The sequence below is a fragment of the Martinezella tropici genome (assembly GCF_003287875.1).
Taxonomy (GTDB): Bacteria; Pseudomonadota; Alphaproteobacteria; order Rhizobiales; family Rhizobiaceae; genus Rhizobium; species Rhizobium tropici_C.
The window spans coordinates 34,480-47,221 of sequence record NZ_QMKK01000016.1 but is presented as its reverse complement, the minus strand read 5'-3'; the positions used below and the strand labels follow the sequence as shown (position 1 = coordinate 47,221).

General features: G+C 60.1%; 13 protein-coding genes, 1 tRNA gene and 1 pseudogene. 5 read left to right on the top strand and 10 right to left on the bottom strand.

The features are described 5' to 3' along the window. Window positions 1-94: 94 nt before the first annotated feature. From DQ393_RS01570 to fabA, 4 genes are all read right to left on the bottom strand, one after another. A complete protein-coding gene (locus tag DQ393_RS01570; protein WP_112340068.1) occupies window positions 95-673 on the bottom strand; it encodes a GNAT family N-acetyltransferase in 579 nt (192 codons plus the stop codon). A gap of 66 nt (window positions 674-739) precedes the next feature. Further along, on the bottom strand, window positions 740-1,546 hold the full coding sequence (gene fabI / locus DQ393_RS01565) for an enoyl-ACP reductase FabI (protein WP_112340067.1): 807 nt from the start codon (window positions 1,544-1,546) through the stop codon (window positions 740-742). A gap of 4 nt (window positions 1,547-1,550) precedes the next feature. Then, entirely contained in the window at window positions 1,551-2,774 is a 1,224-nt protein-coding gene (gene fabB / locus DQ393_RS01560; protein ID WP_112340066.1) for a beta-ketoacyl-ACP synthase I, read from the bottom strand. A gap of 53 nt (window positions 2,775-2,827) precedes the next feature. Then, window positions 2,828-3,343 (bottom strand): 3-hydroxyacyl-[acyl-carrier-protein] dehydratase FabA, encoded by a 516-nt coding sequence (gene fabA / locus DQ393_RS01555; protein WP_004127724.1) that lies wholly within the window; start codon window positions 3,341-3,343, stop codon window positions 2,828-2,830. 297 nt (window positions 3,344-3,640) lie between these two features. Between fabA and irrA the strand changes: the two genes are divergently transcribed. After that, window positions 3,641-4,063 (top strand): iron response transcriptional regulator IrrA, encoded by a 423-nt coding sequence (irrA, locus tag DQ393_RS01550; protein WP_112340065.1) that lies wholly within the window; start codon window positions 3,641-3,643, stop codon window positions 4,061-4,063. Window positions 4,064-4,087: 24 nt separating this feature from the next. Here irrA and DQ393_RS01545 read toward each other — a convergent pair whose 3' ends face one another. After that, window positions 4,088-4,723: a trimeric intracellular cation channel family protein gene (locus tag DQ393_RS01545; protein ID WP_112340118.1), complete on the bottom strand. Its 636-nt coding sequence runs from the start codon at window positions 4,721-4,723 to the stop codon at window positions 4,088-4,090. Window positions 4,724-4,863: 140 nt separating this feature from the next. Between DQ393_RS01545 and DQ393_RS01540 the strand changes: the two genes are divergently transcribed. Further along, window positions 4,864-5,343 carry a hypothetical protein gene (locus DQ393_RS01540; RefSeq protein WP_112340064.1) on the top strand — a complete coding sequence of 160 codons (480 nt, stop codon included), beginning with the start codon at window positions 4,864-4,866 and terminating at the stop codon, window positions 5,341-5,343. Window positions 5,344-5,406: 63 nt separating this feature from the next. On the opposite strand, the gene DQ393_RS01535 is transcribed toward DQ393_RS01540, so the two are convergent. The 5 genes and pseudogenes from DQ393_RS01535 to DQ393_RS01515 all read right to left on the bottom strand — a co-directional run bounded on the left by DQ393_RS01535 (window position 5,407) and on the right by DQ393_RS01515 (window position 8,135). After that, the gene (locus DQ393_RS01535; RefSeq protein ID WP_112340063.1) at window positions 5,407-6,198 is read right to left on the bottom strand and encodes a YdcF family protein; all 792 of its coding nucleotides are present in this window, start codon (window positions 6,196-6,198) and stop codon (window positions 5,407-5,409) included. A 72-nt stretch (window positions 6,199-6,270) separates the two neighbouring features. Further along, complete coding sequence (locus DQ393_RS01530; RefSeq protein WP_112340062.1) at window positions 6,271-6,993, bottom strand: YoaK family protein; 723 nt, start codon at window positions 6,991-6,993, stop codon at window positions 6,271-6,273. Between the two features lie 101 nt (window positions 6,994-7,094). Next, window positions 7,095-7,338, bottom strand: a pseudogene (locus DQ393_RS01525) (GIY-YIG nuclease family protein). A 187-nt stretch (window positions 7,339-7,525) separates the two neighbouring features. Continuing rightward, window positions 7,526-7,601, bottom strand: a tRNA-Ala gene (locus DQ393_RS01520). A 153-nt stretch (window positions 7,602-7,754) separates the two neighbouring features. Further along, window positions 7,755-8,135, bottom strand: coding sequence for a TIGR02300 family protein (locus DQ393_RS01515; RefSeq protein WP_095436113.1), 381 nt, complete (start codon window positions 8,133-8,135; stop codon window positions 7,755-7,757). Window positions 8,136-8,408: 273 nt separating this feature from the next. Here DQ393_RS01515 and aroA point away from each other — a divergent pair, with 273 nt between their 5' ends. The 3 genes from aroA to rpsA all read left to right on the top strand — a co-directional run bounded on the left by aroA (window position 8,409) and on the right by rpsA (window position 12,545). After that, complete coding sequence (gene aroA / locus DQ393_RS01510) at window positions 8,409-9,764, top strand: 3-phosphoshikimate 1-carboxyvinyltransferase (RefSeq protein WP_112340061.1); 1,356 nt, start codon at window positions 8,409-8,411, stop codon at window positions 9,762-9,764. A 258-nt stretch (window positions 9,765-10,022) separates the two neighbouring features. After that, window positions 10,023-10,655 carry a (d)CMP kinase gene (cmk, locus tag DQ393_RS01505; protein WP_112340060.1) on the top strand — a complete coding sequence of 211 codons (633 nt, stop codon included), beginning with the start codon at window positions 10,023-10,025 and terminating at the stop codon, window positions 10,653-10,655. Between the two features lie 186 nt (window positions 10,656-10,841). Next, window positions 10,842-12,545, top strand: a complete 1,704-nt coding sequence (gene rpsA, locus DQ393_RS01500; protein ID WP_112340059.1) for a 30S ribosomal protein S1 — start codon at window positions 10,842-10,844, stop codon at window positions 12,543-12,545. The last annotated feature ends 197 nt before the right edge of the window (window positions 12,546-12,742 follow it).

The window sequence follows — 12,742 nt, the reverse complement described above, 5'->3', positions numbered from 1 at the left end:
CTGCCTTGTATCGGAATTCCCGCCAGCCGTAACGAGCCATCCCCGGCAAGATAGAATTAACCTAAAATTTTCGTAAAATCTTGTCGAATGGAGGTTAACGCGTCCAATTCGACACCCTTGCGGCCCATTCCCGGCGCAGTACGGCATAGACACATTCATCGCCCCATATGCCGTTGAAACGATCGTTTTCGATCAGGAGTGCCTCACGGCGAAGACCCAGCCGTTCGACGACGCCAATGGATCCGGCATTTTTCGCATCCAGCCGTGCAAAGATCCGGTGAAAGCCGAATTTTTCGAAGCCGAGAGTAATCATGGCTTGTGCCGCCTCGGTGGCATATCCCTTCCTGGCATAAGCGGGGTTGGAGGTATAGCCAAGCTCGGCTTGAAGCGCCGCCTTGTTTGCGAATGTCAGGCTGACATCACCGACCAAAGCATCATCCTCCCGCCGAATGGCAGCACATAGCAGCGTATCTCCGTCCTCGGCGAAAGGAGAGTTCAGATTGAGATCGAAACGCTCTCTCATCACTTCAGGCGAAGGCGGATCGCGATACAGGAACCGATAGATTTCCGGCAGGGAGCGGTAGGCGCTATAGGCTTTAAAATCCTCCGGCACAAAGCGGCGGAGGATGAGCCGTTCGGTCGATGCGAGGGATTTCGCCTCGTTGGACGTCATCGGGAAGGATATCCGGAAAATGATCCCCCCGGCCAAAGACCGGGAGGGCGATTGAGATCAGCGCGCTTACTCGGCGTCCGCGCTCGACAGCGTTTCCAGCGTCGGCATGGAGGTGATGTTGTAACCGGCATCGACAAAATGGACTTCGCCGGTGACGCCTGCCGCCAGATCCGACAGGAGGTAGAGCGACGACGAGCCGACCTGGTCGATGGTAACAGACTTGCGCAGCGGCGCGTTGCGCTGGTTCCACGACAGGATGGCACGGGCGTCGGAAATGCCGGCGCCGGCGAGCGTGCGGATCGGGCCGGCGGAAACGGCGTTGACGCGAATACCGCGCGGGCCGTAATCGGCGGCGAGATAACGAACGGAAGCCTCAAGCGCCGCCTTGGCGACGCCCATGACATTGTAGTTCGGAATAACGCGCGTCGAACCATTATAGGTCAGCGTCAGCATGCTGCCGCCTTCGGTCATCAGTTCGGCGGCGCGCTTCGCGATCTCGGTGAAGGAGAAGCAGGAAATTATCATGGTGCGGGTGAAATTCTCCCGCGTGGTGTTGGCATAGAGCCCCTTCAGCTCGTTCTTGTCGGAAAAGCCGATGGCGTGGACAATGAAATCAAGCCTGCCCCAGTGCTCCTTGATCGCGTCGAAGACGGCATCAACGGAAGCCAGATCCTCGACATCGCAAGGCAGCAGGAAATCCGAACCGACTTCGGCTGCGAGCGGCTTGACGCGCTTGCCGAGCGCCTCACCCTGAAAGGTGAAAGCCAGTTCCGCGCCTTCGGCAGCAAGCGCCTTCGAAATACCCCAGGCAATCGAGTGATTGTTTGCGACGCCCATGATGAGGCCGCGCTTACCCTGCATGATTCCCGTCATTGCCTTATCCGTTGTAGCGCTGGAACACGAGCGTGGCGTTGGTGCCGCCGAAGCCGAAGGAATTCGAAAGAGCGATATCGAACTTGGCGTTGTCGATGCGCTTGCGCACGACCGGCACGCCTTCGAATTCCGGATCGAGTTCGGTGATATGGGCGCTTTCGCCGATGAAGCGCTCCTGCATCATCAGGATCGAATAGATCGATTCCTGAACGCCTGCGGCGCCGAGCGAGTGGCCCGTCAGGGACTTGGTCGACTGGATCGGCGGGATCTTGTCGCCGAAGACCTCGCGGATTGCGCCGATTTCCTTGCTGTCGCCCACCGGCGTCGAAGTGCCGTGGGTGTTGATGTAATCGATATCGCCCTTCACGGTGGCGAGCGCCTGGCGCATGCAGCGCACGGCACCCTCCCCCGACGGTGCGACCATGTCGTAGCCGTCCGAAGTGGCGCCATAGCCGACAATCTCGGCATAGATCTTGGCGCCGCGGGCCTTGGCATGTTCCAGCTCTTCCAGAACCAGCACGCCGGCGCCGCCGGCGATGACGAATCCATCGCGCTTGGCGTCATAGGCACGCGAGGCGGTTTCCGGGTGGTTGTCGTTGAAGTCCGAAGACATGGCGCCCATGGCGTCGAAGAGGTTCGACATGGTCCAGTCGAGATCCTCGTGGCCGCCGGCGAACATGACGTCCTGCTTGCCCCACTGGATCATCTCGGCGGCATTGCCGATGCAGTGCGCCGAGGTCGAGCAGGCGGACGAGATGGAGTAATTGACGCCGTGGATCTTGAACCAGGTCGCCAGCGTTGCCGAGGCGGTCGAGGACATCGACTTCGGCACCGCGAAGGGGCCGATGCGCTTTGGGCTGTTGTTCTTGCGGGTGATGTCGGCCGCTTCGATCAGCGTGCGGGTCGACGGGCCGCCGGAGCCCATGATGATGCCGGTGCGCTCGTTGGTGATATCGCCTTCCTCGAGGCCGCTGTCGGCGATCGCCTGCTTCATGGCGACATGGTTCCAGGCACCGCCCTGCGATAGGAAGCGCATGGCGCGGCGATCCACCAGATCGGTTGTGTCGATCTTCGGCGAGCCCCAGACCTGGCACTTGAAGCCATGCTCGGCGAAATCGGGAGAGAAAGAAATGCCGGATTTGGCGTCGCGCAGCGAGGCGGTCACTTCTTGAGCATTGTTTCCAATCGAAGAGACAATACCCAGACCCGTAACAACTACCCGTCTCATGTCGATGACCTTTTCTAAAACGTCTGTCTTTGTGGAGGCGGCGGCGCCGCAGTTCAGGCGACCTTGTCCTTCGACAGGCCCACGCGCAGGTCCGTCGCCTGATAGATGGTTTCCCCATCGGCCTTCAGCCAGCCATCGGCGGTGCCGAGCACCAGACGGCCGCGCATGACGCGCTTGAAGTCGATGCCGTATTCGAGAAGCTTCGTATCCGGGCGGACCATGCCCTTGAACTTCACTTCGCCCGTCGAAAGCGCCATGCCGCGGCCGGGCTCGCCGAGCCAGCCGAGGAAGAAGCCGGTCAGCTGCCACATGCCGTCAAGGCCGAGGCAGCCCGGCATGATCGGATTGCCGGCAAAATGGCAGGGGAAATACCAGTCATCGGGGCGCACGTCGTATTCGGCGCGGATGAAGCCTTTGTCGAAGGCACCGCCGGTCTCGGAAATTTCAGTAATGCGATGGACCATCAGCATCGGCGGCAGGGGAAGCTGCGCGTTGCCCGGGCCGAACAGTTCGCCGCGGCCGCAAGCCAGGATTTCCTCGTAATTGAAGCTGGACTGTCTCGTCGTCATAAAAATTCCGTTTCCCCCGCATGAATGCCGATGGATGTGAAGCTTTAGTGCAAGATGGACAGAAAATGAAGCGAAAGCATTGGACTCTCATTCATCCGTTCGATCGACCGCACTAGCCGTTATGTGGTGGTCGCATACAGGAACGCCAGAGCCGCGACCAGAGCGAATTGCGCCAAAAGCCGGTTTTTTGCGGCTTTTGAGCACCTTCCCACCCCATTGAAACTATTGAAAGCAATCAAGGCAAAAGTTATATGGCTTAGTAAAGAATTATAGAGATCAGGAATCCGGAGTCCCTGAATGGCAGAACATGCCGAAATCGCGATCGAAACCAGGCTGCGCAATGTGGGCCTGAGGCCGACCCGACAGCGGATTGCGCTGGGAGACCTTCTCTTCGCCAAGGGCGACCGCCATCTGACGGTGGAGGAGCTTCATGAAGAAGCCGTCGCCGCCGGCGTTCCAGTTTCGCTCGCGACCGTCTACAACACGCTGCATCAGTTCACCGAGGCCGGCCTGATCCGCGTGCTCGCCGTCGAAAGCACCAAAACCTATTTCGACACCAACGTCTCCGATCACCATCACTTTTTCGTGGAAGGCCACAATGAAGTGCTGGATATCCCGATCAGTAACCTGACGATCGACAACCTGCCCGAACCGCCGCAAGGGATGGAAATCGCCCATGTCGACGTGGTGATCCGCCTGCGCCGCAAGCAGAGGCAGTAGGCAGTAGAACGACTGCCTCTCAGCTCACATCACATCGTCCGGATGCCGGCCTGGCTTGTGATGATAGGTCGGAAATGTCCAGCCGAACCAGAGCGCGCCGCCGCGCACCGCAAAGGCGGCAATCACGCCCAGCCCCGCAGAGGCGTAAAGCGGCAACATCGTCGCATTGGCGGCGGTGAAGACGCCAGCGCCGACGATTGACGCCGTCACATAGATTTCCGGGCGCAGCAGGACCGAAGGCTCATTCGCCAGCAGATCGCGCAGGATGCCGCCGAACGTTGCCGTCAGCGCGCCGGTGACGATCGCGACGGTGGGTGAGCCTGTCGCCGCCATGCCCTTGGCGGCTCCCATCACGCAATAGGCCGATAGTCCCACGGCGTCGAGCCAGATGAGCAGCCTGTAGCGCGATTCAAAGAGATGCGCGGTGAAGAAGACCAGGACGCCGACCACGGCGCAGATGATGATATAGGTCGGATTCAGCACCCAAAAGACCGGCACTCGGCCCAGGACGATATCGCGCAGCGTGCCGCCGCCGATGCCGGTGACGGCGGCCAGGAACAGGAAGCCAATCAGATCGAGCTGCTTGCGCGAAGCCGCGAGCGCACCGGTTGCGGCAAAAAGAGCGACGCCGGCATAATCAAGAAACGAGAGAAGCGACATCGAAAACTCCAACGAGGCGCCGGCGATTTTCTCGAAATGAATCACGACGGCAAGGGCCGCGCAAGCCGGCTGATGCAAAGATCTCGCAGCGGCCGCTGCTGTTATCGTGGCCGCGACGGCGCTTCGAAGAGGAATCCCCCGTGAAATCCCTGCTGATCGTGATCCTCAATCTCATCGCATTCGTGATCATGCCCGCAGTGGCCGAGGCGCAGCAATCGATCCTGCAGGATCCCGTCGCATTCGAGAAGGATCACTTCACCAAAAGCTGCGACGGTCAGGCGAGCTTCGGCGACAATTTCGCCACTCAGCAGGATATCAATAACGACAAGCTGATGGATATCGTCGTTAACGAGGGCGAGATCACCTGCAAGGGCGAAAAAGGCCCCTACTGCACGGACGAAGGCTGCCCCTACAATTTCTACGTCCAGGTGGCCGAGGGCGGCTACCTGCTCGTCGCCACTGCGCGGATCTACAGCTACGATTTCATCCAGCGCTTCGGCAACATGGTGCTGGTCATGAAAATGCATCCGCGCTTCTGCGACCGCAAGGACGGCGAGGACCGCTGCGAGATCACCGTCAGGGTCCGCGGCGTCAAATTCGTCACGATCTCGAAGAAGTAGGCTTTACGGCCCAGGGGCAGGTGGTTACGCCCCGGGGCACGTGGCTACGGCCCGGGCACGTAGTTACGGCCCGGGATAGAGCGCCGATGTCCGGCCGACGGCGTAATAGCCGACCAGGCCGACCCATTCGCGCAATCCTGTCGCCAGCAGCTGTGCGTTGCGCGAGGGCTGGGTAAAATCGAGGCCCGGCGTTTCCTTGCCGGTGCTTCGGTAGTCGACCGGCCAAGGCACGACATCGATGCCCTGCCTGCGGAAGATGCCCATCGAGCGGGGCATGTGGAAGCCTGATGTGATGAGCAGGCAATTCGAAAGCCCGTTCTGCGCCAGCAATTCCTTCGTGTTGACCGCATTCTCGAAGGTGGTGCGCGAGGTGGTGTCGGCAACCATGCGGTCTCTGGGAATGCCGAGTGCCGTAAAGAAGCGCTCGGAAATCACGGCATCCCCCTCATAGGTGCCGCCGATCGAGCCATCGCCGCCCGAGATCACGATGCGCGCCTGCGGATATTTCTGCGAGAGACGCAGCGCTTCGACCAGGCGATCGCCGGCCGAATCGAACTCATAGCCGCCACGCGCGGTCGTTACCTCGTTCTGCGTGGCGCCGCCGAGGACGATCATGCATTTGAGGTCGGCGGGATCGGTTGTGGGATGCGGAAAACGCTCCTCCAGCCCCTGGACGACATAGGCGCCGGCCGTCGTATAGAGCGAGACGAACAGGATAAGCACCGACAGCAGCGAGGAGACAATCACGGTGGCGCGCCAGCGCAGAAGAGCGGCGATAAATGCCAGCAGTACGAAGAGAAATGCCAGCGAGAGTGGCTGACCGAAAATCCAGACAAGTTTCGAAAAAACGAACACGGCATATCCTTAGGCTTGTCGGCAAAACGATTCGTTTTTCTCCCTAGCAGATTTTTGTGCACTGCAATGTGGCTATTTCGGTCGCCGCACCGTGGACGCCGAAATAACGAAGCGCTGATTGAAGCGGCGCTGCAGCGGGCGGGGGATGAAAAGCGTCGACAGCGCCAGGACGAGAGCGACCATAGAAACCAGCCAGAGCGCATGTGCGCCAAAGGCGCCGGCCAGAAGTGCGCCGATGATGGCGCCCGAGATCATGCCGCTCCAGGGCACGATCTGCACCGTCCAAAGAAAATCCCGATCCCCCAGGAGAAAACGGCCAAGACCGCGTCCGAAGCGCGACAGCGCGCCGGTGACATAGGTGAGGCCGATCGGCAGGCCCTCGATATGCTCGACCGTGGCATTGACCATGCCCATGGCAAGCACCACCAGATAGAACTGCACCAGAACCAGCGACGGCTCCGCGAAGCCCGCGGCGGCGGCCAGAAGGATGCTGACGCAGGCAAGCACCACGAAAGCTCGCCGGTCCGCCGCATGGGCAATGACGATGCCGAGCGCATTGCCGATGATGAATGTCAGGATGGCCGAGAACAGCACCGCCGCATGGCCGAACTCGCCCATTCCGAGGGCGATCGCCGCCCGTGTCGTATTGCCGGTCATGAAGGACACGAAATTGCCCGTCAGCATCAGGCCGACGGCATCGGTCATGCCCGCCAGAAAGGCGATCGAGGCAACGAGCAGAAACCCCGTCACGGTACGGCGGGTCTTGATGAGACGACGGCGGCGCTGTCTGGTCATGGGCGATTCGGAGTGGGTTGCGGACGGTCGGAGGCTAGCATGAAGTTGGGGGAATGCGGAGTATCTACCAAGTTGTCGATAGAGCGATACGGGCGTGTCTCTTAGAGCAACCTCTTCCTTGCAAATGCTCTGCCAGAATGAGACTTCAGATAGGCCTCAAACTCAAGAGCACGGTATTTGTCAGGAAAGGCAGAATACCAGGGAAGAACCCACGGCATGAACTTTGCGGTGTGGGTCGACTTACCGGCATTGTGGTCGGCAAGCCGCTGCCTGATGGTCCGAAGTCGATCCGGTATATTGCTGGTCGGGAAAATCCACGCTTTGAAGGATGTAAACGTACCACATCCGCATCTCGATCGATTGGCATCCGGTGATTCGAACGCAAATTCTATATGCAATCGAGCGTGTCTTTGTACCCGGAAATGTTTTATGGAGACTCCACCCCGTCGTCGCCCTACGGGCTTTACCGGGCACTGCTTCGGCCTAACGGTTTCCCGCGGCTGCGCCACGCGAAGCCCGTAAGGGCGAAGCGTGGTGGAGCTAAGCGGGATCGAACCGCTGACCTCTTGCATGCCATGCAAGCGCTCTCCCAGCTGAGCTATAGCCCCATCAAGATGGTGCCGTTTGACCGGCCCTGGGTCCCTTCCAAGCGCTTCGCCCGTCGGGGTGGCGGCTTATTACTTGTGGTTTTCACAGATAGCAAGCCGAAAAATTCGGCCCGGGAAAATTTTTCTTGAGACCCGGGCCGACTGTCGTTCCGATTAGACGTCGTCTTCGTCGCCGGTGACGCCGATGATGTCGCTCATGTCGTCATCGTCTTCATCTTCGTCGGCTTCCAGGAAGGTATCGTCGTCATCGTCGCCGATTTCGACATCGTCATCGCCGATATCCGGAATGTCGTCGCCGCCTGCCGCATCATCGGCGTCCTCGAGGGAGACCAGTTCGACTTCCGTGTTTTCGGTATCGACTTCGGCCACTTCGTCTTCTTCCGGAACTTCCTTGGAAGCGGAGGTTTCCTCGAAGAAGGACAAGGGCCAGGACTTGCCTGTATAGGGCGAGACCACCGGATCCCGGTTCAGGTCATAGAACTTCTTGCCGGTATCGGGGTCGGTACGTTTTGTTCCAAGTTCCGCTTTCGCCACTGTCAAAGCCTCATGAATGGCCGAATGAAAATTCGGCAATGCCGGGGAAGCCGGCGTTTTAAGGGAAATATCAGCCGGTCCCCTTAATCGTTGCGGCCGTTTCTGTCAAAGCTAAAGTTCATGCCGCTTCGCACGCAGTTTTCACGCATTGCGGGATGACTGGGGAATGGGCCTGTGCTAACCAGCCAGCGTGAACCGCAGAACATCTGGCCAAGAACGATCTCAGCCAGCACAGAATGCGGATGGAATACCGGCATCGCAAAGGAATTGCCTATGCCGCACGATACCCTCCCCCAACCAGCCGTGGCACGCCGCTCGGCCGGCCTTTCCGGTACGATCCGCATTCCCGGCGACAAATCCATTTCCCATCGCTCCCTCATGTTCGGCGGCCTTGCTTCGGGCGAGACGCACATCAAAGGTCTGCTCGAAGGCGAGGACGTGCTTAACACCGCCGGGGCCATGCAGGCTCTTGGCGCTACGATCCGCAGGTTCAGCGATGCCTGGATCGTCAACGGCACCGGCAATGGCGCGTTGCTCGCGCCCGAGGCACCGCTCGACTTCGGCAATGCCGGCACCGGCTCCCGCCTGACCATGGGCCTGGTCGGCTCCTACGATTTCAAAACAACCTTCGTCGGCGATGCTTCGCTGTCGAAACGGCCGATGGGCCGCATTCTCGATCCGCTGCGCCGCATGGGAACACAGGTCAGCGCCGCTACGGGCGACCGGCTGCCCGTCACCCTGCATGGGCCAGGTGTAACGAGCCCGCTGACCTATCGCGTGCCGATGGCCTCGGCACAGGTCAAATCCGCCGTGCTTCTGGCAGGACTCAATGCACCTGGCATTACGACGGTGATCGAGCCAGTCATGACCCGCGACCATACCGAAAGAATGCTCGCCGGTTTCGGCGCAGCACTTTCGGTCGAGACCGACGCAGCCGGCGTGCGCACCATCCGGCTCGAAGGCCAGGGCAGACTCACCGGCCAGACTATCGACGTTCCCGGCGATCCCTCCTCCGCCGCCTTCCCGCTAGTGGCGGCCTTGATCGTGCCCGGCTCCGACATTACCATCCGCAACGTGCTGATGAACACGACGCGCACCGGCCTCATCCTGACACTGCAGGAGATGGGCGCGGATATCGAGATCCTCGACCGGCGCGTGACGGGCGGCGAGGATGTCGCCGATCTCCATGTGCGCTCCTCGGCGCTCAAGGGTGTCACCGTGCCGGCCGAACGCGCGCCGTCGATGATCGACGAATATCCCGTGCTGGCCGTCGCGGCCGCTTTTGCGGAAGGCACAACGATCATGCAGGGGCTGGATGAGCTCCGGGTTAAGGAATCCGATCGGCTCTCGGCTGTCGCCGAAGGATTGAAGCTCAACGGTGTCGACTGTAGCGAAGGCAGGGATTCGCTGACGGTTCGCGGCAGACCTGACGGTAAGGGCCTGGGCAGTTCCAGCGGCACCGAAGTCAGGACTCATCTCGATCATCGCATCGCCATGAGCTTCCTCGTCATGGGGCTTGCCAGCGAGCACCCGGTTTCGATCGACGATTCGGCCATGATCGCCACCAGCTTTCCCGAATTTTTTGCTATGATGACAAGATTGGGCGCGACGATCGGGACCGGCGGTTAATAGACCGTGCAATGCCCAGGGCGGCGGAAGCTGCGCCGCCGGACTGCATTGCAGCCCCGATGGAAGACATTACCGGCATTGAAATCGATGTCCAGACGATTGACGGCAAATGGAAGGTGAGCCAGAACCGGACGCTGGCTGACCGACTGGCATCGCCGAGGGCCTCGCTGTGCTCGATCGTACAGCCGTGGCGGAAGCGGCCGAACTGGTGCGTCGCTCCAGACAATAACGAGAGACCGCGTAGGGACGGAAGAAGACATGATCATCGCTATTGATGGGCCTGCGGCTGCCGGCAAGGGAACCCTGGCGCGCCGGATCGCCGAAACCTATGGTTTTCATCATCTCGATACCGGCCTCACCTACCGCGCCACCGCCAAGGCGCTGCTCGATGCTGGGCTGCCGCTCGACGACGAGGCTATCGCCGAAGGCATGGCGCGCAAGGTCGATCTGGCCGGGCTCGACCGGACGGTTCTGTCCAGGCACGAGATCGGCGAGGCCGCATCGAAGATCGCCGTCATGCCGGCAGTCCGCCGGGCGCTGGTGGAGGCTCAGCGACGCTTTGCCGAAAAGAAGCCGGGTGCGGTGCTCGACGGCCGCGACATCGGCACCGTGGTCTGCCCTGACGCACCGGTGAAGCTCTATGTGACGGCCTCGGCGGAAGTCCGCGCGAAGCGGCGCTACGAGGAGATCGTCGATACCGGCGGCAGCGCCGATTACGACGCCATTTTCGAGGATGTGAAACGGCGCGACGAGCGCGACATGGGCCGCACCGACAGCCCTTTGAAACCAGCTGAAGACGCGTACTTGCTAGATACCTCAGAAATGAGTATAGAAGCGGCGTTTCAGACGGCAAAGTCGATCGTCGACGCCGCTCTGAGCCGAAATGCCTGAAAATATGAGCGGCTTTCGCGCGCGCCCCGCGCCCGGAACCGCCGATTTCAAAATAGCCTGACATTCCGTCCAAGCGCCGGATAGCTTTCCTTGAATGGAAAGCGGACTGGGGTCAGGCCCGTTAACACGAACCGCCGGCGCATCAGTGTCCAGATTGCATGAATCAAGGACACGCCAGGAGATTTTATGTCTGTAACTTCCCCCTCTCGCGAAGATTTCGCGGCCCTTCTCGAAGAATCCTTCGCCAAGAACGATCTGGCTGAAGGCTATGTCACCAAGGGCATCGTCACCGGCATCGAAAAGGATGTCGCGGTCGTTGACGTCGGCCTCAAGGTCGAAGGCCGTATCGCACTGAAGGAATTCGGTGCACGCGCCAAGGACGGCACGCTCAAGGTTGGCGATGAAGTCGAAGTCTACGTCGAGCGCATCGAAAACGCGCTTGGCGAAGCCGTTCTGTCGCGCGAAAAGGCTCGCCGCGAAGAAAGCTGGATCAAGCTCGAAGCCAAGTTCGAAGCTGGCGAGCGCGTTGAAGGCGTCATCTTCAACCAGGTCAAGGGCGGCTTCACCGTCGATCTCGACGGCGCTATCGCCTTCCTGCCGCGTTCGCAGGTCGACATCCGTCCGATCCGCGACGTCACCCCGCTGATGCACAACCCGCAACCCTTCGAAATCCTCAAGATGGACAAGCGCCGCGGCAACATCGTCGTTTCGCGTCGCACGGTTCTGGAAGAGTCCCGTGCCGAGCAGCGTTCTGAAATCGTTCAGAACCTCGAAGAAGGCCAGGTTGTTGACGGCGTCGTCAAGAACATCACCGATTACGGTGCGTTCGTTGACCTCGGCGGCATCGACGGCCTGCTGCACGTCACCGACATGGCATGGCGCCGTGTGAACCATCCGTCGGAAATCCTGTCCATCGGCCAGCAGGTCAAGGTACAGATCATCCGCATCAACCAGGAAACCCACCGCATCTCGCTCGGCATGAAGCAGCTCGAGAGCGATCCGTGGGACGGCATCCAGGCCAAGTATCCGGAAGGCAAGAAGATCTCCGGTACCGTCACGAACATCACCGACTACGGTGCGTTCGTCGAGCTGGAGCCGGGCATCGAAGGCCTGATCCACATCTCGGAAATGTCCTGGACCAAGAAGAACGTTCACCCCGGCAAGATCCTGTCCACGAGCCAGGAAGTCGAAGTCGTCGTTCTCGAAGTCGATCCGACCAAGCGTCGTATCTCTCTCGGCCTGAAGCAGACGCTGGAAAATCCGTGGGCAGCATTCGCCCGCAATCATCCGGCTGGCACCGAAGTCGAAGGCGAAGTCAAGAACAAGACCGAATTCGGTCTGTTCATCGGCCTCGACGGCGATGTGGACGGCATGGTTCACCTCTCCGACCTCGACTGGAACCGTCCGGGCGAGCAGGTCATCGAAGAGTACAACAAGGGTGACGTCGTCAAGGCTGTCGTTCTCGACGTTGACGTCGAGAAGGAACGCATCTCGCTCGGCATCAAGCAGCTCGGCAAGGATAGCGTTGGTGAAGCTGCTGCTTCCGGCGACCTGCGCAAGAATGCAGTCGTTTCCTGCGAAGTCATCGCAGTCAACGACGGCGGCATCGAAGTGAAGCTCGTCAACCACGAAGACATCATCTCGTTCATTCGCCGCGCCGATCTGTCGCGTGACCGTGACGAACAGCGTCCGGAGCGTTTCTCGGTTGGTCAGGTTGTCGACGCCCGCGTCACCAACTTCTCCAAGAAAGACCGCAAGATCATGCTGTCGATCAAGGCTCTGGAAATCGCAGAAGAGAAGGAAGCCGTTGCTCAGTTCGGTTCTTCCGACTCGGGCGCTTCGCTCGGCGACATCTTGGGTGCGGCTCTGAAGAACCGCAACGCCGAATAATCTTCGGCAGACGCTTGGAAACAAAAGACCCGCCGGAGCGATCCGGCGGGTTTTTCTTTATCGGTTTAGCCGCGCCTATGCCGCCGTCCTCCGAGACGGCCTAAAGCGCATCGCGATCTTTCAGATTCGCTTCTTGCGCTTCAGGTCTTTGATTTTGCGGATGTCGTTGCCGCAAAATCGCTGCACACTTTTGCGCG

Coding starts and splice junctions, on each gene's coding strand:
- DQ393_RS01570 (WP_112340068.1), bottom strand. CDS start 673: ATGACGTCCAACGAGGCGAAATCCCTCGCATCGACCGAACGGCTCATC.
- fabI (WP_112340067.1), bottom strand. CDS start 1,546: ATGACGGGAATCATGCAGGGTAAGCGCGGCCTCATCATGGGCGTCGCA.
- fabB (WP_112340066.1), bottom strand. CDS start 2,774: ATGAGACGGGTAGTTGTTACGGGTCTGGGTATTGTCTCTTCGATTGGA.
- fabA (WP_004127724.1), bottom strand. CDS start 3,343: ATGACGACGAGACAGTCCAGCTTCAATTACGAGGAAATCCTGGCTTGC.
- irrA (WP_112340065.1), top strand. CDS start 3,641: ATGGCAGAACATGCCGAAATCGCGATCGAAACCAGGCTGCGCAATGTG.
- DQ393_RS01545 (WP_112340118.1), bottom strand. CDS start 4,723: ATGTCGCTTCTCTCGTTTCTTGATTATGCCGGCGTCGCTCTTTTTGCC.
- DQ393_RS01530 (WP_112340062.1), bottom strand. CDS start 6,993: ATGACCAGACAGCGCCGCCGTCGTCTCATCAAGACCCGCCGTACCGTG.
- aroA (WP_112340061.1), top strand. CDS start 8,409: ATGCCGCACGATACCCTCCCCCAACCAGCCGTGGCACGCCGCTCGGCC.
- cmk (WP_112340060.1), top strand. CDS start 10,023: ATGATCATCGCTATTGATGGGCCTGCGGCTGCCGGCAAGGGAACCCTG.
- rpsA (WP_112340059.1), top strand. CDS start 10,842: ATGTCTGTAACTTCCCCCTCTCGCGAAGATTTCGCGGCCCTTCTCGAA.